Origin of the sequence: Prevotella brunnea (assembly GCF_008016795.1) — a bacterium.
Lineage (GTDB): Bacteria > Bacteroidota > Bacteroidia > Bacteroidales > Bacteroidaceae > Prevotella > Prevotella brunnea.
Window position 1 is genome coordinate 1 of record NZ_SDIK01000052.1, and the last position, 22,059, is coordinate 22,059.

General features: G+C 40.1%; 20 protein-coding genes and 1 tRNA gene. 12 read left to right on the plus strand and 9 right to left on the minus strand.

Annotated elements, in window-relative coordinates; all coding sequences use genetic code 11:
• Window positions 1-334: 334 nt before the first annotated feature.
• Window positions 335-1,423, minus strand: a complete 1,089-nt coding sequence (locus tag ETF27_RS06700) for an OmpA family protein (protein ID WP_130828706.1) — start codon at window positions 1,421-1,423, stop codon at window positions 335-337.
• A gap of 439 nt (window positions 1,424-1,862) precedes the next feature.
• Window positions 1,863-3,611: a phospho-sugar mutase gene (locus ETF27_RS06705; RefSeq protein WP_130828707.1), complete on the minus strand. Its 1,749-nt coding sequence runs from the start codon at window positions 3,609-3,611 to the stop codon at window positions 1,863-1,865.
• A 183-nt stretch (window positions 3,612-3,794) separates the two neighbouring features.
• On the opposite strand from ETF27_RS06705, the gene ETF27_RS06710 reads away from it, so the two are divergent.
• Genes ETF27_RS06710 through ETF27_RS06720 form a run of 3 tightly spaced genes read left to right on the plus strand, consistent with a single transcriptional unit; the run spans window position 3,795 to window position 5,201 of the window.
• Entirely contained in the window at window positions 3,795-4,127 is a 333-nt protein-coding gene (locus ETF27_RS06710) for a DUF4491 family protein (protein ID WP_130828708.1), read from the plus strand.
• Between the two features lie 59 nt (window positions 4,128-4,186).
• Entirely contained in the window at window positions 4,187-4,657 is a 471-nt protein-coding gene (rlmH, locus tag ETF27_RS06715; RefSeq protein ID WP_130828709.1) for a 23S rRNA (pseudouridine(1915)-N(3))-methyltransferase RlmH, read from the plus strand.
• A 4-nt stretch (window positions 4,658-4,661) separates the two neighbouring features.
• Complete coding sequence (locus tag ETF27_RS06720; RefSeq protein ID WP_130828710.1) at window positions 4,662-5,201, plus strand: cob(I)yrinic acid a,c-diamide adenosyltransferase; 540 nt, start codon at window positions 4,662-4,664, stop codon at window positions 5,199-5,201.
• A gap of 18 nt (window positions 5,202-5,219) precedes the next feature.
• Here ETF27_RS06720 and ETF27_RS06725 read toward each other — a convergent pair whose 3' ends face one another.
• Genes ETF27_RS06725 through ETF27_RS06735 form a run of 3 tightly spaced genes read right to left on the minus strand, consistent with a single transcriptional unit; the run spans window position 5,220 to window position 7,116 of the window.
• The gene (locus tag ETF27_RS06725; protein WP_130828711.1) at window positions 5,220-5,795 is read right to left on the minus strand and encodes a Maf-like protein; all 576 of its coding nucleotides are present in this window, start codon (window positions 5,793-5,795) and stop codon (window positions 5,220-5,222) included.
• Between the two features lie 11 nt (window positions 5,796-5,806).
• Window positions 5,807-6,325, minus strand: a complete 519-nt coding sequence (locus ETF27_RS06730; RefSeq protein ID WP_130828712.1) for a KdsC family phosphatase — start codon at window positions 6,323-6,325, stop codon at window positions 5,807-5,809.
• Between the two features lie 11 nt (window positions 6,326-6,336).
• Entirely contained in the window at window positions 6,337-7,116 is a 780-nt protein-coding gene (locus tag ETF27_RS06735; RefSeq protein WP_147785617.1) for a Rossmann-like and DUF2520 domain-containing protein, read from the minus strand.
• A 91-nt stretch (window positions 7,117-7,207) separates the two neighbouring features.
• On the opposite strand from ETF27_RS06735, the gene ETF27_RS06740 reads away from it, so the two are divergent.
• Entirely contained in the window at window positions 7,208-8,185 is a 978-nt protein-coding gene (locus ETF27_RS06740; protein ID WP_147785618.1) for a GNAT family N-acetyltransferase, read from the plus strand.
• Between the two features lie 930 nt (window positions 8,186-9,115).
• On the opposite strand, the gene ETF27_RS06745 is transcribed toward ETF27_RS06740, so the two are convergent.
• The 4 genes from ETF27_RS06745 to ETF27_RS06760 all read right to left on the minus strand — a co-directional run bounded on the left by ETF27_RS06745 (window position 9,116) and on the right by ETF27_RS06760 (window position 13,246).
• The gene (locus tag ETF27_RS06745) at window positions 9,116-9,730 is read right to left on the minus strand and encodes a DNA alkylation repair protein (protein ID WP_130828715.1); all 615 of its coding nucleotides are present in this window, start codon (window positions 9,728-9,730) and stop codon (window positions 9,116-9,118) included.
• On the minus strand, window positions 9,727-11,682 hold the full coding sequence (locus ETF27_RS06750) for a dipeptidyl-peptidase 3 family protein (RefSeq protein ID WP_147785619.1): 1,956 nt from the start codon (window positions 11,680-11,682) through the stop codon (window positions 9,727-9,729). The genes ETF27_RS06745 and ETF27_RS06750 overlap by 4 nt, the downstream gene beginning before the upstream one ends.
• A 28-nt stretch (window positions 11,683-11,710) precedes the next feature.
• The gene (locus ETF27_RS06755; protein WP_130828716.1) at window positions 11,711-12,178 is read right to left on the minus strand and encodes a helix-turn-helix domain-containing protein; all 468 of its coding nucleotides are present in this window, start codon (window positions 12,176-12,178) and stop codon (window positions 11,711-11,713) included.
• Window positions 12,179-12,463: 285 nt separating this feature from the next.
• Complete coding sequence (locus tag ETF27_RS06760; RefSeq protein WP_130828717.1) at window positions 12,464-13,246, minus strand: hypothetical protein; 783 nt, start codon at window positions 13,244-13,246, stop codon at window positions 12,464-12,466.
• A gap of 184 nt (window positions 13,247-13,430) precedes the next feature.
• On the opposite strand from ETF27_RS06760, the gene ETF27_RS06765 reads away from it, so the two are divergent.
• The 8 genes from ETF27_RS06765 to ETF27_RS06800 all read left to right on the plus strand — a co-directional run bounded on the left by ETF27_RS06765 (window position 13,431) and on the right by ETF27_RS06800 (window position 21,754).
• A complete protein-coding gene (locus ETF27_RS06765) occupies window positions 13,431-14,726 on the plus strand; it encodes a replication-associated recombination protein A (RefSeq protein WP_147785620.1) in 1,296 nt (431 codons plus the stop codon).
• Window positions 14,713-15,669 carry a D-2-hydroxyacid dehydrogenase gene (locus ETF27_RS06770; protein ID WP_147785621.1) on the plus strand — a complete coding sequence of 319 codons (957 nt, stop codon included), beginning with the start codon at window positions 14,713-14,715 and terminating at the stop codon, window positions 15,667-15,669. Before ETF27_RS06765 ends, ETF27_RS06770 begins: the two co-directional genes overlap by 14 nt.
• 12 nt (window positions 15,670-15,681) lie before the next feature.
• Window positions 15,682-16,317, plus strand: a complete 636-nt coding sequence (locus ETF27_RS06775; protein ID WP_130828720.1) for a trimeric intracellular cation channel family protein — start codon at window positions 15,682-15,684, stop codon at window positions 16,315-16,317.
• Between the two features lie 100 nt (window positions 16,318-16,417).
• Window positions 16,418-16,491, plus strand: a tRNA-Arg gene (locus ETF27_RS06780).
• 464 nt (window positions 16,492-16,955) lie between these two features.
• Window positions 16,956-17,648, plus strand: a complete 693-nt coding sequence (mtgA, locus tag ETF27_RS06785; RefSeq protein ID WP_130828721.1) for a monofunctional biosynthetic peptidoglycan transglycosylase — start codon at window positions 16,956-16,958, stop codon at window positions 17,646-17,648.
• A 21-nt stretch (window positions 17,649-17,669) separates the two neighbouring features.
• On the plus strand, window positions 17,670-20,174 hold the full coding sequence (locus ETF27_RS06790) for an ATP-dependent helicase (RefSeq protein WP_130828722.1): 2,505 nt from the start codon (window positions 17,670-17,672) through the stop codon (window positions 20,172-20,174).
• 217 nt (window positions 20,175-20,391) lie between these two features.
• A complete protein-coding gene (gene rfbC, locus ETF27_RS06795) occupies window positions 20,392-20,946 on the plus strand; it encodes a dTDP-4-dehydrorhamnose 3,5-epimerase (protein ID WP_130828723.1) in 555 nt (184 codons plus the stop codon).
• Between the two features lie 25 nt (window positions 20,947-20,971).
• Entirely contained in the window at window positions 20,972-21,754 is a 783-nt protein-coding gene (locus tag ETF27_RS06800) for a DUF4738 domain-containing protein (RefSeq protein WP_130828724.1), read from the plus strand.
• Window positions 21,755-22,059 lie beyond the last annotated feature (305 nt).

Below are 22,059 nucleotides of genomic sequence, written 5' to 3' on the forward strand. Positions count from 1 at the left end.
CACTGATTTTCTACTGAGCCAAAACACCGCTTTAGTAACTATAATTTGGCGTTAGGGAAATAAACGATATCTTATGTTAACGTGAATTCATCGAACTCACGTTAAAAATACATTTACAGCCCCGGCGATGATCATTCTTTTTAACATTTAAGCTGCCACAGAAGACACATGTTTTTTATTCATAGTTTTTCAAATGGTACAAAGGTAATAAATAAAGGACATCTGGAGCTTTTCAGCCTACCAAATGTCCATTACGCCAAAAAAGAGGGTACGTACTTTGGACGCACCCTCGTATTTCAGATCAATGATTAAGTTTTTTATAAACTCAATCCGATTACTTTACATATACTACTGCCAAACGGTTGGAAGTCGTACCCTGAACACCCTTACCAGTAGCCTCATCAACGATAACACCACGGCTTGTGAGATAATCAGCAACAACCTTAGCACGGTTTTCAGACAATGTCTGGTTGAATGTAGGATTACCCTCCGGAGATGCTGTACCAACAATCTGTACGTGTGAGCCTTCATTGATCTTGTCGAGAGCTGCTTTAGCTTCGTTAGTCAGATTGTATTTTGCTTGAGCAAATGTTACGAATACCAAGTCAGATACAGTGAATTCCTTAACGGTGGGAACTTCCTTAACAACTTCCTTGGTGATAACTTCCGGCTTGCGGTTGCGAAGCTCGTTTATTTGTGCGTTCAAAGCGTCGATTTCAGCCTGATCACGTGGAGTGATAATGGTGAAGTTGTGTGTACCGTTAGTATTCTTAAACTTATAGACAATGCCAGCATTCAGTTGTACGAATGAGTTATGGATGTTGTAAGCAGGTTGGTTAGACTGGCTGTAAGCCTTGTAGCCATAAGCTGCACCTGACTCATTGTTGTTCACGCTTTGTCCCAAGAACGCGAAGTTGATGGACGGCTCAATGTAAATCTGCCATGCTTTATTTGCACCGAGATTGAAAGCAAAGTCCAAACCGGCTTTGGAAGTCATGCGGTTGATGGGATCAAGGTCTTTTCTGTTGTTGAAAACGTGTCCCCAACCAAGACCATATACACCACTTACCTCGAATGTTCTTGGTTCACCTTTGTAACCACCGAACCAATTGCTAAAGTTTACGGTTGCGAGTAGTTGTGTATTGATGGCGCGAACAGCTGTTCCTGTAGATGCCCAAGGTTTGTTTGAGAAATATGCATTGCCTTCGATTGCCAAACCAAAGACAGGTGTGAAGTAACGACCAATTCTAAGACCGGCATTTGGATTAAGATCACTCAACCATCTGTGCCCTGTTGTCTTTGTTGCAACACCACCATTAATACCAATGTAGATGTTATCAAAAGTTTTGCTTTCCGAAACAGACTGTGCTGATACGGAAACTGCCATAGTTGCGGCAGCAAATAAAAGTACTAACTTTTTCATGTCTCTCTAAATTAATTAATAATTAATGAAATTCAATTTATTTTCGTGTGCAAAGTAATAAAAAAATACTTACATCTCCAAATTAATCCTATAAAAAGTAATGGTAAGACATACTAAAAGAATATTTAAGGTAAGTCTTCGGGGGATAAATATTCTTGTTGGAATGTTTTTCATGATACCTTAGTGCTTATTTACGTTTTTTACAATTTCGGCGAACTTATTGGAGGTGGTTATGATTTCAATCCTTGTTTTAACTCCTCTGTCGTAAATCTAATCTATTTTGTACTCTCGTAATCTCAAAAATAAGTGAGCATTTCTCGAACTTTACACAATAAAAAAGTAGGCTGGTTGTTTCAGCCTACTTAATTCTATTATCAACATTTGAAAAGCTGTCCGACTTTACAAATGTCTATAGCGATTTTATCTTTATTTATATTTCCTATTCCAATCCCAAACTCTTTTTGATAGCTGAAATTTTCTCACAAGCACGAGCGCGACAAGTTTTATATTCATCTGGCGATTTCATCTTATCCTTAATCTCAAGGTAGAACTTAATCTTGGGTTCGGTTCCCGATGGACGCACGCTTACTTTGTTTCCATCTGTGCAGAACCATTGTAGCACGTTACTCTTATCGGGCATGACCAAAGGAGTTTTGTTTCCTTGCGCATCGACAGCCTCAAGCCTTAAGAAATCTTTCCACAAACAAATTTTGCTTCCACCGAGTTCTTTGGGTGGATTATTTCTGAAGTTCTTCATCATTTGCTGAATTTCATCCGCTCCGCTCTTGCCCGGTCTTTCAACATTGATGGTGTATTCTTCGCTAAATCCATACTCAAGATAAATATCCATAAGCAAATCGTAAAGAGTTTTGCCCTTATCTTTCGCATAAGCACATATTTCTGCCAACAGAGCACATGCGCTCACCGCATCTTTGTCGCGTACGAAGTCTTCCGCCAAAAAGCCATAACTTTCTTCTCCTCCACCAATAAATTGTTTCTTTCCTTCCGAGATAGCTATTTCATGAGCAATCCACTTAAATCCGGTATAGCAGTCGCGCATTTCAATGTTGTGTTTTTTTGCTATTTCCGTAATGACTTCCGTTGTAACGATTGTTTTCACGATATAATCGGTAGGTTGCATTTTTCCTAATGCCTGACGATTGGTAATGATATACCACAAATAGAGCAGACAAGTTTGATTGCCATTGATTAATACCCATTCTCCATTGCTATCCTTGCAAGCCATTCCGACACGATCTGAGTCTGGGTCTGACGCCATAAGAATATCGGCATCTAACTTCTTCGCATCTCTCAAACCCAGAGTTAAAGCCTCAGCGATTTCCGGATTGGGGCGATCTACGGTTGGGAAGTTTCCATCTACAACCATCTGTTCCTCGACACAATGGATATTGTCAAATCCCCAAGAACGCAATGCCTTCGGAACCATTATCCTACCGGCACCGTGGAGTGGTGTGTAAACGATTTTTAAGTCATGTTGCCGCTTTATTACCTCCGGGTCAATGCATACGGTCTTAACTTGTTCCAAATAAACCTTGTCAATATCCTCTCCAATGATTTGAATTAGGTTTTTGTTTCCTTCAAAGCGAACATCCTCTACTTTTACTTTGTTTACTTCCGCTATGATACCTGCATCATGTGGGGTCAGTACTTGTGCACCGTCTTCCCAATAAGCCTTATATCCATTATACTCACGTGGATTATGACTTGCCGTGATATTAACACCTGCTTGAGCCTTTAGGTAGCGAATGGCAAAGGAACATTCCGGTGTAGGACGTAAATCCTCGAACAAATATACTTTTATTCCATTTGCAGAGAAAATGTCTGCAACTTTCTCTGCAAAAGAACGTGAGTTATTTCGACAGTCATGGCATACCACAACGCTAATCTCTTCTCTGTCCTTAAAGTTCATTTTGAGATAGTTGGCAAAGCCTTGTGTAGCCATACCTACGGTATAGATATTCATTCTGTTAGAACCTGCTCCCATAATGCCTCTAAGTCCACCGGTTCCAAATTCTAAGTCTTTGTAGAAAGACTCTACCAACGCGTTTTTATCTTCGTTCTCAAGCATTGTCTTCACTGCTTTACGTGTTTCCGCATCGAAAGCGGGTGTAAGCCACTGCTGAGCTTTCTGCTCACAGAGGGAAATAAGTTCTTGATTATTCTGCATAGTTTACTGAGATATTATTTATGTTTATATTTGCAAATATACTCATTTATTCGCAATATAAGGAGTCTAATTGCATTATTTTTTTGTATTTTTGCACATCATTAGATATTATGTATTGAATTATTGGTTGAAATCGCATCTTAGAATGTTATTCTTCCATTACCACAAAATTAAGTAAATAAGATGGAATTATATTTCGAAGGAATCATCCTTGCTGCCTGCACTTTCTTGATTATTGGGATTTTTCATCCTATGGTTATCAAAACGGAATACTATTTTGGGACTAAGCCTTGGATTATATGGTGTGTTTCAGGCATCATCTGTTGTGTTTTGGCTCTTTTCATCAAAGATACATTTTGGTCGGCCCTTTTAGGTGTTACCGGAGCTTCTCTATTATGGGGTATCGGTGAAATTTTTGAGCAAAAGAAGAGGGTGGAAAAAGGATGGTTTCCCATGAATAAACGTAGGGAACACGAATATAAGAGAAAATACGACAAAACAATAGATGAGAAATAACGCTCCTCGGCAGCTTTGTCAATAGAGGCTTTATTTTATAAAACCAGACATGAGGAAAAATGAAAGCTACGTTACTTTTAATTGGAAAGACCAAGGAAAAGCATTTCATCGCGGCAATCAATGATTATATCTCGCGCATAGAGCACTATCTTCCTTTCTCTCTCGTCACCATCCCTGAATTAAAGAACTCTAAAAATCTTTCAGAAGACTTACAAAAAGAGCGTGAAGGTGCCCTCATCCTCAGGGAAGTTCAACCATCCGACACCTTGATATTGCTGGACGAACATGGGAAAGAGTTGCGATCGGTTGAGTTTGCCAATTGGCTGCAAAAGAAGGAGAACGTTGCCAAACGAGTCGTCTTTGCCATCGGTGGCGCATACGGTTTTTCTCCGGACGTTTACAAACGAGCCAACGAGCAATTATCATTATCCAAAATGACTTTTAGCCACCAGATGGTACGACTTATTTTCACGGAACAATTGTACAGAGCCTGCACCATCATCAAAGGAGAGCCTTATCACCATGAATAGCAAAATGAACATTACAAAGACTATGTTCCACGAAGGACAAGTTCATCTCTACACGGGCAACGGAAAAGGAAAGACAACAGCAGCTTTCGGTCTCGCCGTTCGTGCCGCGATGTCCGGGAAAAGAGTTTATATTGCCCAATTCGTAAAATCAATGAAGTACAATGAGACGCGCATCACCGAGTTCGTGAAGAATATTCGCATCGAACAGTTCGGTTGCGGTTGCATGTTGGACAGAGAGCCGAATAAAGCCGATAAGATTGCAGCTCACGAGGGACTAAGAGTTTGCTCAAAAGAATTATCCCGTGGGGACGTGGATATGGTAATTCTCGATGAAATCACCATCGCCCTGCACCTGCATCTCCTCGACTTAAACGAGGTTTTGCACGTCCTTGAAAAGCGTTCCGAAAAAGTGGAAGTCGTGCTCACCGGTCGTTATGCGCCACAAGAACTGATTGAATATTCCGATTTAGCAACCGACATGAAAGAGGTGAAGCATTATTATGCCCAAAAAGGCTTACTCTCTCGCGATGGAATAGACAAATAACAATCTCTTCCGTATCCATCACAACCTGTTCAGTTCCTCCCAAATTCTTTGTATGGGCAATCCCATCACATTGAAATAGCTTCCCTCGAGCGAGGTTACGCCCACATATCCTATCCATTCCTGAATGCCGTATGCGCCGGCTTTGTCGTAAGGCTTGTAGTTATTGATATAATAGTCAATTTCCGATTCTTTTAATTTCTTAAATGTAACATTCGTTACCACCTTGAAACTTCTCCGAAAATTGGTGGTACTGAGACATACGCCGGTTACTACCTGATGTGTTCTACCACTTATCTCTTGCAACATTCGTTTTGCATCGGTGGCACTCTTCGGTTTCCCCAACACGTCTTTTCCGACCACAACCACGGTATCCGCCGTTATTATCAACTCGTTTCCCATAATTAATTTCTCGTAAGCATCGGCTTTCTCATTACTAATATAAAGAGCTACGTCTAACGCCGAGAGGCTCATGGGATAATTCTCTGATATGTCGGGCAAAACCTTAACTTCAAAATCAATATCTAAACCGCGGAGAAGTTCCTTTCTGCGCGGGGAGTTGCTTGCCAGAACAATGTGATAATCCTTATAACTCATATTTTAATCCTTTACCAACCAAAAGCCTTTCCGTTCATTTTCCACTTCCCTTGTGCACGCAACACTTGCTCTATCACATCGCGGGCAACTCCATACCCCCCATTGAAATCGCTCACGTAAGTGGATATTTTCTTTATCTCCGCAGCCGCATCCTTTGGGCAACAGGCACAACCGGAACGGCTCATCACCTCGAAATCGGGAATATCGTCGCCCACGTAGATTATTTCATCGTCAGAGAGTTGATACCGTTTGGTAAACTCTTCCCACACGCGTATTTTAACCGAACAACTCAGAAAAACATCTTTCACCCCCAAATACTCATATCTCAAACGTATATCCTCACTGCGTCCTCCGGTCATAATAGCTATTTTCAGACCGAGCTTTTCCGCCAACTGAATGGCATATCCATCTTTAATATTCATTGTTCGTATGGGCTCACCCTGTTTGTCCATTGCCACAGTACAGCAAGAGAGCACACCATCCACATCAAAAACAACAGCCTTTATCTTGCGTAAATCATAGTTTATCATATTTCTAAAATCTATTTTTCCTTCTTATGTTTCTCGTGAATGCTTTCGGACAACAGTTGATAGAGTTGGGCTTCCATTGCATTCTCATTCATCAACTTAACTTGCTTTTCGATAACATTCTCATCAAAACGCACCGCAGGTCCGGTTTGTGCTTCCCTTGGGGTGAGCGAATGAACCTTTCGTGCAGTTTCGTCAATCAGTGGTAACAGTACAGAGAAAGGTATGTCATGGGCACTTAATATATCCGATGCAATGTCATAACAGTGGTTCACGAAATTACAAGCCCATACCGCAGAAAGGTGCAGATATTTCCTATCCTCGGAAGACAAATAATATACTTTATTTGTGAGTTTGCGTGCCAACTCATCAACACGTTTCCGGGCAATATCATCGCTATACTCCAAGAATACGGGTATTTCCTTAAACTTCACACGCCGTTCCCTTGAAAATGTTTGCATGGGATAAAATACACCATAATGTGTAGTCCACCCCTCAAAGCAATTTACCGACATGGTTCCCGCAGTGTGTAGAAACACTTTATCGTCCCTATTCTTGCACACTTCCGGAATGACCTCTTCCAAAGCAATGTCTTTGATGGAAATTATATATACATCGGCATCATCGGAAAGCATCGAGAAATGGTTTATTGGCTCACTGTTAACAAGTCGCGCGAGCGTTTCGGCAGACTCCGTTGTTCTGCTGTAAATTTGTGGAATTATGCATTTAGCTTCTTTCAAAGCCAATGCCAATGAAGTGGCTAAATTTCCGGCTCCTATCAATGTTACTTTCATGTTACCCGCAAAAGTAATAAAATACCGGTTAAAAACAACATTTCCATTGCTATTTTAGAAAACATTTGCTATTTTTGCATTGTAAGTAAAAATGGAAGTCGAGATAATCACACAAAGCAGTGAACTTCCACAACTCTTCAATGATGATTTTTTTCATAGTCGGGAGTTGTTTTGGATAGTGGAACATACCCCCCGTATGTTTCCTTGTATGGCTATTGCCCGCAACAAAAAGGGAGAGATACACGGACAAATTTTAGCCATTATCCAAAGACAGCCCACATTTATTCCTTTTCGCACCTCCAACCATGCACGCATCTATGGGGAGGGAACGTATGACAAAACTATCTCGTTCAAAGAAAAAAACACTATCTTCGCTGCGCTTCTTGATTCCTTAGTAGAACATCTGAGAGAACACGACTGCCACCACATGGAGATAAGTCATATCTCTCGAAAAATGTTTGGCTATAAAGTCCTAAGAAGGCATGGCTTTTTCCCCGTGCCATGGTTGCAAATTCATCATTCGCTCCACAGCAAACGCCCGGAGGAAAGAGCCAATGAGAAAGCACTCTACCGCATCGGAAGAGCCTACAAGACGGGAATCATGACACGCGAGGCTGATAACGATGAAGAAATTACAATTCTTTATAAACTCATTAAGTCGTATTACCGATTCAGAAAACAAAGACACATTCCCGATGAAAAACTTTTTCACCTGATTGGAAATAGCATCAACGGACATGTCTATGTAACCACTTATAAGGATAAGATTATAGGCGGAAGCGTAGTGGTTGATTCCGACAAGAATGCCATGATATGGTATGACACTGCGTTAAAAAAACGCTATTTGCTGCATTATCCCTATCATGCCACCATTTGGCATGCCATCCGGACGGCTTATCGACAAGGAAAAGAGCATATTCAAATTCTCAACGTGGGCTTGCCTTTCAAAAGGTCGCGTTACCGTAACTTCATCCTTAGCTTTGGCGGAAAACCCGTGAGTTCTTACAGATGGTTCCACTTTTCCTTTTCTTGGATTAACAAACTGCTCTTTTGGTATTACAGAATCTGAAAAGCACTTCAAGAGGCTTCTTTTAATATGATAATCAATAGCTTACAAATCATATTTCAAAAACTAAGCTTTCAAAACGTGAAAATTCTTTCCGATGAGATGGGAAAAGTTCAATAATGTCCTGATAATTCTTCATCCATCTCTCCAAAACTTAGCTTTCGCTCTGTAAAAGCTTACCTTTTGCACTGCAAAAGGTCATGAATCGGGGCGCAAAAGGCAAGCTTTTAAATCGCAATTAATATTGTCTTGATTATCAACAGATTACGAATCGTGTCGCGAGCGTGGTTTTTGTAATATGATTTCGTAATGCCGGGCGGGTCGAATGTTCGCTGTCAAGCATCTGTCTGCCATCACCTGAATACGAATTGGAGGCATAAGGAGGCATGTGTTATCCGACATTGGAACAGAATACGTCCGGTCTCATGATTTGACACGACTTTGTGTGGAAATAACAACATCTTTCAGGAAACCATTGGGAAGCGACAAAGGATTTTCCATGGTCATGCAACATCGGGAAATCCTGATGAATTGATGAGAAAAACATGAAAGAGGATGATTGAAAAAGCATCAATCGGAAAAGCCTTTTCAGTAAGCGTAAAACGTCTCTATAGAGGTGTCAAGTACGTCTCTATAGAGGCGTTAAGTATGTCTCTATAGAGGCGTAACACACGTCTCTATAGAGACGTTGAGCACAGCTCTATAGAGGCGCGTGATGGGGTTATTCACCGTAAAACAGGATGAGAAGTTCTTTCTATACAGACTTGCTCGAATTTATGCTTCCTCACTAAATTTCAACTGATGCGCTATATGACAGCATGGCAAAGTGATGAAGTCAAGGGCAACGGAAAGGGGATTGGAAGAAATAAGGGATGAAACTCTGGTTAGGATTGAAAAAAAGAGACAAAGACACGGTTGATGCTTCGTGAAAAATTACAACAGATCAAATTCTGAGAGAGCTTTTATCGCAACTTGTTCATAAATATCGCCAAGTTCGCAAAAGCGACAAACGCAATTGTAAGCCGAATGCTTTATTCCCATTTCACCGCTCTTCAATGCGGTTTGAACCTGATCCAGAAATTCATTGATTCCACGTTCGTTCGGTTCCTTTCCATCGGCAAAAAGGGCGGCGAGCAATTGATAGCCACAAATCTGAAGCATTTTCTTTTCCGATGCGATGTATTCATAAGCCAGCGATGGAGCAAACGAGAGATTTTTCAACAAATTGAATGCTATTAGTTCCGCAAGTTCTTGATTATCCACCGCTTCCATCCAAACATCCACCAGCTCGCGCGACATTCTTTCCGCCGGCATGATGTATGTCGCCATGATTTTGCATTCTCGAATCGGCTCTTTCCAAAGCTCAATGGCTAAGTCAAAATTCTTGCCATAGCCCTTTGAGATTTTTCGCAACGATGGTAGTGGAATGCCCCAATTTATTTTATAATTCAAGCCCTTTTTTCTCATTGAACTCGATGTGGCTCCATCCATGAATAGGCGGAAAGACCTTTTTATCTCCTTTAATGTTTCGCTCTTTTCCTCATTCATAATATTCCGTATTCATTTGAATATCTCAACATCTGATCAGTATAGCTCTCCGTGTAATCAATTCGAATGTCTGCTATTTCTCCCGAGGCATTATGAACAATTTCCATTTTCGGGTTTAAGAACCCTTTATATGGCGCAATGTCAAGACTATCATATCTTGATAAAATTTCCTTATGCAGGGTGAGATCAATGTTGATGGCGTACTTTTCCACTAATTGTCTGCCCTTGTCGAAATCCCCTTCGCTCTTGATGCGTTGAATTTCTGCCAACTCATATGCAAAAATATCTCGAAGAGCCAAATAATCATTTATTCTCAAAAACGTCTTCCCTGATATGGAAATCAATTCCGCGACTTTCGCTTTCTTACCAAGCTCCAATGCCCATCTTGCTATCAATGCACGGTTTTGCATATGGGCCTCCTCGATGGATTTGCCGGGTTTGATACGTGCGAGCTGAGTCAGCAAACCGTTCATTAAATAAGAATAATACTGTGCTTTGTAAGCTTCTTCCGAATTTAACAAACCTAAACTTAGCAGCTTATCATCCGGCATATAGTAAAGTCCGAAGAGATCGGCTCGAGTCTCTTCTATGGTATTTCCATAATTCTTTAATGCATCAGTGTCTATGCCCGACAAGAGTTTTCCACTTCCATGTCCCAAACATTCGTGTATATCGGTGTGAAGAATATCTGTCTGATTTCCATACTGTTTTATTAAGTCCAAAGTTCCTTTGTCAATAACAAACTCTTCCAAGAAGCCATTGTTCTTTGATGCTTCATCGTAAGCGTGAATCAGATTGGAGATAGTTACGCTTTTCGAACCATGTTCCGCCCTTATCCAGTCGGCATTGGGCAAGTTAATTCCTATTGCCGTTGATGGATATTCATCACCACCAAGCATTGCCGCGCAAACCACATTTGCAGTTACCCCTTTCACTTCCGACTTCTTAAACCTCTTGTCTGTTGGAGAATTGTCCTCAAACCATTGTGCATTGTCAGAAATAAGTCTTGTTCGCTTTGTCTCCTCTAAGTCCTTATAGTGTACGATGCCCTCCCAAGAGCCTTTATAGCCAAGAGGGTCGCCATAAACTTCAATAAAACCATTAATAAAATCCACTTGTCCCTCTAAATCATTCACCCATGCAATGGAATAATTATCGAAATCAGTAAGATTTCCTGATTTATAGAATTTAATTAATAACTCTATAGTCTGAACCTGACGTGAATTTTCAGCATATCGTTTTGCCTTATCAAGCCATTCTATTATTCGTCTTATCGCACTACCATATTGTCCACCGGCCTTCCAGACAAGTTCTCTTATCACTCCGTTTTCTTTAATTACCTTCGAGTTTAAACCAAAAGATGGAGGATTGTCATGGGCTTTCTTTTTTTTATGCTCATAAAACTGTTCCACTTCTGCTTGAGAGACATGCTCATAGTAGTTGCAAGCCGAAGTCTTCACAATATCCTGACCATCTGCCTTGTTGACTCGTTTAGGTAAATAGTTTGGGTCGAATAAAACTTTCTCGAGATTCGCAATAAAGGTCTCAAGCGTTTCACCTTCGTCCAATCTAAGCAATGAAATATCTACATGATGAAGTGCATCGACAAAATAAGTTTTGGAGAAGCCGGGAACAAACTTATCCGAACTATAATGATGATATATTCCATTCGCAAACCATACTTTCTTCAGATACAACTCCAAGGCTCGAAAATCATCACTCTCTTCCTTGAACTTGGAAAGAAAGATAGCTTCCAACGCTCTCCTGACTTTCAAGTTATATTTGCCAAACTGATCGAAGGTTATATCTCTTCCCCAAAGTGTGGCTTGCGACAGACAATAAACATATTTTTTCTGCCTTAGTGAAAGTTTCTCAAACCCACACAAATGGTATCTTAAGATCTGTATATCATCAAATCTTTCGTTTGAAAAATCAAAAACTTTTTGGTTCATCTGAGTCACAAGATCTATTGAGGGGGTGTTATTTGTTCTGTTCACCGTTGCCATTCTTTAGTCGATTAGCTTCTTTAGACATGGGGTTGGTATGGTTTAATCTGTATTGTCGCGGAGTGATGCCATTAATTTTATAAAACGAGGCATAAAAAGATTGACGATTGGAAAAACCCACCATATCGCTAATGTCTTCAATAGTTAAATCCTTATATCTCTTATCGACTAACAAGCCCATCGCTTCTTCAATACGGAACTTATTTACGAAAGACGTATAGTTCATGTGAAACCGCACATTAACAACCGCGGAAATATATCTCGTGTTAGTACCCAACATCTCAGCTAACTGCTTTGCTGAGAAATTCTTGTCTTTATATTTTTGCTGGATAAGTATAACATTCAAAATCTTATCCTTTAGTTCGTCCATCAGCTGAGGGCTGACCAAGCTGCGATAAGCGGCAACTTTCTTCTTTTTCTCTGTAATGTTATACTTTCCCATAAGATTAAGATAAAAAAAACGATCGCTTTATTCCTTTTGCAAATATAATTCTTTTATTTTACAAATTCAAGTTTTTTATATTATTTTAGCTATAAAAGTGTTGAATTGCTTTTATACATTTTCAAAAAGACATAATCATCTGATAACTTAATAGTTATTGAAAAGTAAAAGCCCACATTTTCACGTTTTATCTCTTTCTTTCAAAAACAGACTGATTAAGCAAAAAAAACAACAAAAAAGGGATGAGCTTTTAACCCATCCCTAATCCCTGTGATAATTTATCAGTTAGAAATCGTCATCTACCACATCTTCCGATTCCATTTCCAAAACCTCAGGACCGGCATCGAATGTCGTATGATAACTTTCTTCCGTCAGCTTATCGTCATCGAACTCATCTTCCTCAATTTCCGAATCATCAATATCATCTTTACATAGAATATTCCCTTCCGAATCTAACATCTCATCATCGACTTTTCCCGATTGAGTGCCATCTCCTGTTGAAAGCTCCTTTACGAAAATGGCTTCAGTCCATGAACCCTTTGTTATTTCCAAGATTTCAAAGCCTTCCTTTAATTTCATCTCATACAATCCTCCTGTTTTCTTGAGTCTTTCTGTAGGCAGAGTGGTTGTCGAAACTTCAAATGCACTTTGAATAACACTTTGTACGGATTGAGGCAAACTTTCCCATCCCCCTCCAAAGTTCCTTTCAAGAATCTCAATGAGTTTGGCAGCGGAAACATGATGAATATTATCCGTATTCAAATCATTTATTCGTGTGATATTTTTTTTCTTTATGGCCCATTTAACAGGTGTGCCATTATCAAAACGGACGCTACCAACTTTGCAACCTCGTTCTTCATACTTCCGAATAACCTCAACTTTATCTACTTTCACTTCTTCAATGAAGAAAGCAGACTTTATAATATCCAAGTAATGATGACTATTTTCTTTTAGATCCGCATCACGTTGAGCCTGTGACCACAATCTGAAAACATCATTCTCTTGAATATTCCATACATTCTTCTTAGTCAATGTTTTTAAAGTCAGTGTTTGTCCTTGTCGCTTCATATATTTTCCTAACCTAAAATTATCCAAAAGCTTATTTGAAAATCGCTGCAAAAGTAAGTACAAATGCGTGAACTTCCAAACATTTTATTAAAAAAAAGTTCAGAGAATAAAAATCAATGCAACTGTTATTATAAATCAAATACTTTTACTATCTTTGCATTAATATTATTAATGTATTTAGGATATGGAGCCCTTAGCGGAACGCATGCGACCTCACACACTTGATGAATATGTCGGTCAAAAACATTTGGTCGGCAAAGGAGCAGTCTTGCGCAATATGATAGATTCGGGACATATCTCTTCCTTTATATTATGGGGACCTCCGGGGGTGGGCAAAACCACATTGGCGCAAATTATCGCTAATAAGTTGGAAACCCCTTTTTATACTTTATCTGCAGTTACAAGTGGAGTCAAAGATGTTCGTAATGTTTTGGAACGTGCTAAGAATAATCGTTTCTTCAACTCCTTGCCACCCATCCTTTTCATAGACGAAATTCACAGGTTTTCTAAGTCACAACAAGATTCATTGTTGCCCGCTGTCGAGAAAGGAATTATTACACTCATAGGGGCAACAACAGAAAATCCATCATTCGAAGTTATCAGACCATTGCTGTCAAGATGCCAGGTTTATGTATTGCAGAGCCTAAATAAAGAGGAACTTTCAAGTCTGTTGGAAAGAACTATAAAGACAGATACTTATTTGAAAGACAAAGACATCCAAATAATTGAAAGCGAAGCTTTGTTTAGGTACAGTGGCGGAGATGCAAGAAAACTTCTCAACATATTAGAATTGGTGGTTGGCACCATAAGAGAAAACAAGGTGGAAATTACGAATAGCCTTGTAGCAAGCTGTCTTCAACAAAACTCAATGACATATGATAAAGATGGAGAGATGCACTATGACATCATCTCAGCTTTTATCAAATCCATTAGAGGAAGCGACCCCGATGCAACATTGTATTGGATGGCACGGATGATAGAAGGAGGAGAAGATCCTAAATTTATCGCGAGAAGACTTGTCATCAGCGCGGCGGAGGATATAGGATTGGCAAACCCCAACGCATTGTTGTTGGCAAATGCCGCTTTTGACACTGTGATGAAAATTGGCTGGCCGGAGGCAAGAATCCCATTAGCTGAAGCAGCAGTTTATTTATCCGTATCGCCTAAAAGTAACTCGGCTTACCTCGCCATTGATGCTGCATTGGACGAAGTGAGAAAAAGTGGAAACCAACCAGTTCCACTCCATCTTCGCAATGCTCCCACACAGCTAATGTCTGAGTTAGGTTATCACGATGGGTATAAATACCCACATGATTATCCTGCGCATTTTACAAAACAACAATACTTACCGGATTCGTTAAAAAATTCACGATTCTGGTTTCCACAACATTCGCATCAAGAAGAAAAACATTACCAATGGATGATGAAATGTTGGGAAGATAGATATAAAACAAAAGGACTTGAAGATGAAAATAGTTGATTTAGATGGTTTCGCTGCCAATCCCGGTGATATTTCCTGGGACGCTTTCAAGCAGCTTGGAGATTTTGTTGTCTATGATAATTCCAATAAGGAGCAAGTCATCGAAAGGGCAAAAGATGCTGATATCTTACTTGTTAATAAAATTGAAATTACCGAAGATATTATCGAACAATTACCCAAATTAAAATACATTGGAGAACTTGCCACCGGATACAACAACATAGACATTTCCGCAGCGAGGAATAAAGGAATTATAGTTACAAACATTCCGGCGTATAGTACCGACAGCGTAGCGCAGATGGTGTTCGCCCATTTACTCAATGTGGCAACTCATGTGGATTATTATGCTTCGGAAACAAGAAAGGGAGTGTGGAGCAGCAAAGACACTTTCTGCTATTGGGACAAGCCGCTAATGGAATTAGCTGGCAAGACTTTGGGAATTATCGGGTTGGGAAACATCGGATTCAAAGTGGCGAAAATTGGTCACACTTTGGGAATGGATATTTCCGCCTACACAAGCAAAGAGAGCGGAGATTTGCCCGAATGGATTCGCAAAACCACTTTGGAGGGTTTGTATAGTACAGCGAATGTTATCACGCTTCATTGTCCACTGACTCCTGACAATTCTAAGATGATAAATGAGAAAGCATTTGAACAAATGCATCAAGGAACCATACTGATTAATACCGGTCGTGGTGGGCTCGTTGATGAGAAAGCCGTTTTCACTGCTTTGGAAAATGGAAAACTGAAAGCTTATTGCGCTGACGTGCTCACACAAGAGCCGCCTCAGAATGACCTTCCCTTGCTTAAACAACCCAATGCTTTCATCACCCCACACATCGCATGGGCAACAATTGAAGCAAGAAAGAGACTATTAGAAATAGCAGTAGAGAACATCAAGGCATTCATTCAAGGTAAGCCTCAAAATGTAGTCAATAAATAAAGAAGAATTTTAATGACATATAACGATCCCCAGCTGTTACAAACCTTGCAGGTCGTAATTGAAACCTTAGGAACTTTTGCTTTTGCCATATCGGGAATAAGGCATGCTGCTGCAAAAAAGTTCGATTGGTTCGGCGGTTATGTTTGTGGATTTGCCGTTGCCATTGGCGGAGGTACCATACGCGATGTCATGTTAGGGGTATCGCCATTTTGGACTACGGATATCCGCTATCTTTTCTTTACAACTCTTGCATTGGCTCTCGCTATCATATCGAGAAAATTGTTAAAAAAATTGGATAATGCATGGTTTGTGTTTGATACTTTGGGACTGGCTTTCTTTACGATTGCAGGACTGCAAAAAACACTATCATTAGGACATCCTTTCTGGCTTGCAATCGTAATGGGCTGTATCACGGGAGTTGCAGGTGGCATCATTCGAGATATATTACTAAATAATGTCCCTGTTATCTTCCACAAAGAAATATATGCCATCGCAAGTGTCGCAGGTGGATTATTATATTGGGGCATGTGGTATCTTGATATAAATATTACCATAACAGCAATTGCTACATTTCTCCTAATTTGCATAATCCGCTTTGTCGCAGTTTATTACCACGTCACATTACCGGCTTTGCATGACGAACTATAAAATTATTTGTAAAAAACATCAAGAAAAGTTTGGAGGATATAAAAAAAAAACATACCTTTGCACTCGCAATTCAAAATAAAGGATTGCGACCATAAATAATGGTTCCGTAGCTCAACTGAATAGAGCACTTGACTACGGATCAAGAGGTTGCGGGTTTGAATCCCTCCGGAATCACTAAGGACTTAGACTATTCTAAGTCCTTTTTTGGTCTATGTTCATTTGTGTGGTAACGGAAGCAGGCTCAGGACTCAGTAGAAATTTCTACTGAGTCAAAAATTCAATAATGTCCTAAATTTTCTTCATTCACCCATCCAAAGCTTAGCTTTTGCTCCGTAAAAGGTAAGCTTTTGCATTGCAAAAGGTCATGAATTGGAGTGCAAAAGCTAAGCTTTTAAATAACAATTAATATTTCACTGATTAGCAATAGATTACGCAGTTTGTCTCAAGCACAGTCTTTGTAATATAATTTCATGGTGATTAGAACACCATTGGGAAAAGATAAAGAATTTCTCACTGCCATACAACATCGAGAAATCCTAATGACCGATTGGGGTTAAAACGTCACACATAACCAAGTTATTTAAAAAGATAGGCTGCAAAAATATTACTATCTGCGATATTTTCGTATCTTTGCAGCCATGATAATTAAGAAAATTTTAAAAGTGATTCGATGGACAATAGGAGTGATGTTCGTTTCCACTATTTTGGCTGTCGTTATCTACAGGTTCATACCTGTTTATTTTACTCCCTTGATGTTTTCAAGATGTTTTGAGCAGATTGCCGAAAACAAGGATGTTAAATTGTATCATGAATGGATATCCATGGAGAAGATGCCGAAATCGATGCCGGTTGCGGTAATGGCAAGTGAAGATCAACGCTTCCTTACTCATCATGGGTTCGATTATCAGGCGATAGAACAGGCTGCCGTAGATCATTTGGAAGGCGGAAAGAAACTTAGGGGAGGTTCTACCATTTCACAGCAAACGGCGAAGAATGTGTTTTTATGGCAAGGGCGTTCTTGGGTTCGCAAGGGATTGGAGGCTTACTTCACCTTCCTGATAGAATCGATGTGGAGCAAACAGCGAATCATGGAAGTTTATCTGAACTCCATAGAAATGGGAGACGGCATTTATGGGGTGCAGGCATGCGCGAAACGAAATTTTGGCTTGGATGCGAAGAACCTAAGCCGAAGCGACTGTGCCCTGATAGCAGCAACATTACCCAATCCGCGAAGGTTCTCATCGAAGAAGCCTGGACCCTATATGCGGAAACGAACACGGGAGATAGAAAGACAAATGAGGACAATTCCCGCTTTTCCAAAAGAACATTGATTTTTGTAATTGGATATTGACATGGAAGAAAATAGCTTGAGACTATTGGAAGAATTGAACGAAAGTCAGCGTAAGGCGGTGGAGTACTGCGACGGGCCATCGCTTGTAATCGCCGGGGCAGGATCCGGGAAAACGCGTGTGCTGACGTACAAGATAGCTTATCTCATAGAAAAAGGCTTGGCGCCTTATCATATTCTCGCACTCACTTTCACAAATAAGGCTGCAAAGGAGATGAAAGAAAGAATTACCACATTGGTGGGGAGTAAGAAGGCTTACAATCTGCGGATGGGGACTTTTCATTCTGTCTTCTCGAAGATTCTCAGAGTGGAAGCAGCAAAGATTAATTACGACCCCAACTTTACCATTTATGACGAGAGTGATTCTCGCTCTTTGTTGAAAACGATAATCAAAGGGATGGGACTGGATGAGAAAGTGTATAAACCTGCTACGGTTCACGGATTTATCTCCATCGCCAAAAACCATCTGATTACGGCAGAGGCATACGCCGGCGACAGGGCGGCTCTGGAACGCGACAAAGCACGACGTATGCCGGAGGTAAGCAAGATATACATTGCCTACAACACCCGATGCCGACAAGCAAATGCAATGGATTTTGATGATTTGTTATTGAATACTTACCTGCTCTTCAAGAATCATACCGACGTTGCCGGGAAGTATGCGGAACAATTTCAATATATCCTCGTAGATGAATACCAAGACACGAATTATGTACAGGTGGCCATCGTTCAACAGCTGGCAATGCGCCACAGACGCGTTTGCGTTGTGGGGGATGACTATCAAAGCATTTATTCGTTTCGGGGTGCCAATATTGACAATATTCTTGATTTCAAGAAAAAGTTTGAGAATGCAAAGTTGTTTAAGTTGGAACGTAATTATCGTTCAACCCAATGTATCGTTCAGGCGGCAAACTCATTGATGAAACACAATGAAAGGCAAATACCCAAAGAGGTCTATTCCAAGGAGGACGAGGGACATAAGATCGTTTATAAACCTTGTTACAGTGATAAGGAAGAAGCCATGGTTGTCATGAACGAGCTGAAACATCTGAAGGCACAAGAAAACTTTGCATATAACGACTTTGCCATCCTTTATCGCACCAATTCGCAAAGTAGATCGTTTGAAGATGAATTGAGGAGAAACGCCATACCGTATCGTATTTATGGAGGATTGTCTTTCTATCAGCGTAAGGAAATCAAAGATATTATCGCTTATTTCCGGCTGACGGCCAATCAACATGATGAAGAGGCTTTCCGAAGGGTAATCAACTATCCGGCACGAGGCATCGGCAATACGACCTTACATAAAATCACTCAATGTGCGGAGGAGAATGGAATAAGCCTTTGGGAAGTAATAAATGCTCCGGAGACCTACGGACTGAATGTGAATAAGGGAACCATCTCCAAGCTGTCCGACTTTGTTAGCTTAATCAGTGGGTTTGTAAGGAAAGTTCCCACAACCGATGCGTATGAATTAGGCAAAGAAATCATAAAAACAAGCGGATTGTCTGCTGAACTGTATGCAAACAAAGAACCGGAAGATTTGGTTAGACAAGAGAATTTAGAAGAGTTTTTATCGGCAATGCATGCTTTTGTGGAAGCCAACCTGGAAGAAGGGCGTGAGGACGAGACTTATCTCACGGACTTTCTTCGTGAAGTGGCACTTTATTCTGATTTGGATAAAGAAGATGACGGCGCCCCGAAAGTTACTTTAATGACAATTCATGCTGCGAAAGGATTGGAATTTCCCATCGTATTCATCGTGGGGGTGGAAGAAAATATTTTCCCAAGTCCCATGTCGGCAAATTCAAAAAGGGAGTTGGAAGAAGAACGACGCTTGTTTTATGTAGCAATTACACGTGCGAAGAAGCATTGCGTCATTACCAATGCCAGAAACAGATTCCGTTATGGAACGATGCAATTCGATACTCCGAGCAGGTTTCTGAAGGATATTGACACAAAGTTTGTTGAGCTTGACCCAATGTCGGCGTCATTATCCGGCTACAAGAAAATGCCATGGGATGAAGAACCCAACTCCGCTGATTTTGACCCAGGTAACAATAAACTTAGGAAGAGCTTATGGAACAACTCTGACGCAAACGTAAACATACGATTCCAAAATTCAAAACCGGTGGCAAGTCAGTTTAAAGCCGATTTCAAACCAAAAATAACGGAACAGAGGAGCATGGAAGAACCCATCAATCCTTTGTCCCAACGCACTCGGGAGAGGCTGCTTCGTGAGGGCGGAAAATTCAAAAAACTCTCAATGATTATCTCTGACCAAGAACATGGTGGTAAAATCATCCCGGAGACATCTTCAGTCTCTGCGCTAAAAAAAGACGTGAATGGAGGAATTTGTGTGGGAGCGATGATAGAACATCAGCGATTTGGAATCGGTAAGGTGTTGCAATTAGCCGGAGTGGGGGAGAACGCCAAGGCAACGGTGGAATTTCGCAACGCCGGTACAAAACAGTTACTGCTAAAATTTGCAAAGTATAAGGTGCTTTAATGATTTGCCAACCTTGTTTTTATGTTTTACTGCAAGGATAAACGCTCTGTTTCACCGTTCCCCAATTTATCCCGATATGTACCTCTTATATATATCACTATTTACACTTGGGAAGGAGGGATAAGAAGCGTTCATCCAAAGATATTGACACTTTTCTTTTTGCAATTCAATATAATTTTATAACTTTGCCATATCAACAAAATGGGTATAGCAATAGATGGAATACAAGAAGACGGAAATAGAAGGCGTGTGGGTGATAGAGCCTAAGGTGTTCAATGATGCGCGTGGCTATTTTTTTGAAGCATGGAACCAATCCGATTTTGACAAGCATATAGGAAGACACGTAGAGTTCATACAAGATAATGAATCGAAATCATGCTATGGTGTTTTAAGAGGTCTTCACTATCAAAAAGCTGAAATGTCGCAAGCTAAATTGGTACGTGTAATAAAAGGAAAGGTGCTGGATGTGGCAGTCGATCTTAGAAAAAGTTCCCCTACTTTCGGAAAATATGTAATGGTGGAGCTATCCGAAGAGAACAAAAAACAATTTTTTATTCCGCGAGGGTTCGCTCATGGCTTTTTAGTTCTCTCTGAAGAAGCTGTTTTCACTTACAAGGTAGATAATATATATCATCCCCAAAGTGAGGTTAGCATTAGATGGAATGATGCCACAATAGGCATTAAATGGCCTATTGACATGGAACAAGTCCGCTTGTCTGAAAAGGATGAAATGCGTGCCGTATCGTTGGCGGAGGCAGATGTTTTTGAATAGTATTTTCCATATTAACCGAATGGATATGAAACGTTTATACATTGTTGTAATTGTTTTCTCGTTTTTCTTTTCTTGTGGGTCGAAAGATAAAACCTCATTGATGAACCGTGAAGATAAACAGGCAAAGCAAATGATGCAGGGGCTGTGGACCGATGAGAATGGAGCTGCTGCCCTATTGATTAAGGGGGACAGTATTTTTTATCCTGACTCTGCCAGTATGCCTGCCAAATTTTGGATTTACAACGATTCTTTGTATCTTGAAGGAGCTGAAATCAATACATATAAGATAATAAAACAAGCTGACTCATTCTTTAAGTTCATCAATGAGAATGGGGAGGAAGTTAATCTGTTAAAATCCGACAACAAGTTCTTAACCTCGGCATTCGACTATCACGTTTATGCGATGAATACCTTTCAGCGACAAGAAACAGATACTTTGGTAAGATTGGAAGTTGGTTTTGTGGATTGCCATATTTCTGTCTCAACAACCTCTGACAGAATAATAAAGTCCTCATTCAGTGAACTTGGAATAGGAGTGGATAACACCTATTTGGATAATGTGGCAGCTGTGAATGTTTCGATGGGAGGAAAAAATATTTATTCTCATCAATTTCGCAAACAAGAGTTCGAATCATTGATAGGAAAGGATTTCCTTAACAAAAGCATTTTAAGACGATTTGAATTTACTCATGCCGACAAAAATGCTTTATCCTTTGATGCAATCATAGGAATACCGGATGCATCGACCAACTATGTTATTGAAGTAAAATTAACACCTGATGGGAACATCACAAAACGAATGCGGTAAAAGACTATTTAACTTGAGATTATTGATAGAGTTTACTAATTTTCCATTAGGTGCAGTTTTGTGAATCAAATGCAGCAGAATAATTATTTCTTTTAAATGTCTTATTGATGCCAACACAAACGACAGTTCTCTCAACCGTCTTTACAATGCCCATGGATTTTATATGTTGAATGATACAACCGCAAGAGGTATTATTATGGACATGGTAAGGAATATGAAGCATTGGAAGAATATGGCAGAAGATATAGGACTTTCCAGGCGAGAAATCACATACTTTACGGATCGTTTTAAACTGGGTATGGAAT

What these genes read in the sequence shown, in the direction of transcription:
- ETF27_RS06720 (WP_130828710.1), top strand. Translation starts at nt 4,662, where the DNA reads ATGAACATTACAAAGACTATGTTCCACGAAGGACAAGTTCATCTCTAC.
- ETF27_RS06760 (WP_130828717.1), bottom strand. Translation starts at nt 13,246, where the DNA reads ATGAAGCGACAAGGACAAACACTGACTTTAAAAACATTGACTAAGAAG.
- ETF27_RS06775 (WP_130828720.1), top strand. Translation starts at nt 15,682, where the DNA reads ATGACATATAACGATCCCCAGCTGTTACAAACCTTGCAGGTCGTAATT.
- ETF27_RS06740 (WP_147785618.1), top strand. Translation starts at nt 7,208, where the DNA reads ATGGAAGTCGAGATAATCACACAAAGCAGTGAACTTCCACAACTCTTC.
- ETF27_RS06705 (WP_130828707.1), bottom strand. Translation starts at nt 3,611, where the DNA reads ATGCAGAATAATCAAGAACTTATTTCCCTCTGTGAGCAGAAAGCTCAG.
- ETF27_RS06710 (WP_130828708.1), top strand. Translation starts at nt 3,795, where the DNA reads ATGGAATTATATTTCGAAGGAATCATCCTTGCTGCCTGCACTTTCTTG.
- ETF27_RS06745 (WP_130828715.1), bottom strand. Translation starts at nt 9,730, where the DNA reads ATGAATGAGGAAAAGAGCGAAACATTAAAGGAGATAAAAAGGTCTTTC.
- ETF27_RS06730 (WP_130828712.1), bottom strand. Translation starts at nt 6,325, where the DNA reads ATGATAAACTATGATTTACGCAAGATAAAGGCTGTTGTTTTTGATGTG.
- mtgA (WP_130828721.1), top strand. Translation starts at nt 16,956, where the DNA reads ATGATAATTAAGAAAATTTTAAAAGTGATTCGATGGACAATAGGAGTG.
- ETF27_RS06765 (WP_147785620.1), top strand. Translation starts at nt 13,431, where the DNA reads ATGGAGCCCTTAGCGGAACGCATGCGACCTCACACACTTGATGAATAT.
- ETF27_RS06755 (WP_130828716.1), bottom strand. Translation starts at nt 12,178, where the DNA reads ATGGGAAAGTATAACATTACAGAGAAAAAGAAGAAAGTTGCCGCTTAT.
- rfbC (WP_130828723.1), top strand. Translation starts at nt 20,392, where the DNA reads ATGGAATACAAGAAGACGGAAATAGAAGGCGTGTGGGTGATAGAGCCT.
- ETF27_RS06790 (WP_130828722.1), top strand. Translation starts at nt 17,670, where the DNA reads ATGGAAGAAAATAGCTTGAGACTATTGGAAGAATTGAACGAAAGTCAG.
- ETF27_RS06750 (WP_147785619.1), bottom strand. Translation starts at nt 11,682, where the DNA reads ATGAACCAAAAAGTTTTTGATTTTTCAAACGAAAGATTTGATGATATA.
- ETF27_RS06800 (WP_130828724.1), top strand. Translation starts at nt 20,972, where the DNA reads ATGAAACGTTTATACATTGTTGTAATTGTTTTCTCGTTTTTCTTTTCT.
- rlmH (WP_130828709.1), top strand. Translation starts at nt 4,187, where the DNA reads ATGAAAGCTACGTTACTTTTAATTGGAAAGACCAAGGAAAAGCATTTC.
- ETF27_RS06770 (WP_147785621.1), top strand. Translation starts at nt 14,713, where the DNA reads ATGAAAATAGTTGATTTAGATGGTTTCGCTGCCAATCCCGGTGATATT.
- ETF27_RS06735 (WP_147785617.1), bottom strand. Translation starts at nt 7,116, where the DNA reads ATGAAAGTAACATTGATAGGAGCCGGAAATTTAGCCACTTCATTGGCA.
- ETF27_RS06725 (WP_130828711.1), bottom strand. Translation starts at nt 5,795, where the DNA reads ATGAGTTATAAGGATTATCACATTGTTCTGGCAAGCAACTCCCCGCGC.
- ETF27_RS06700 (WP_130828706.1), bottom strand. Translation starts at nt 1,423, where the DNA reads ATGAAAAAGTTAGTACTTTTATTTGCTGCCGCAACTATGGCAGTTTCC.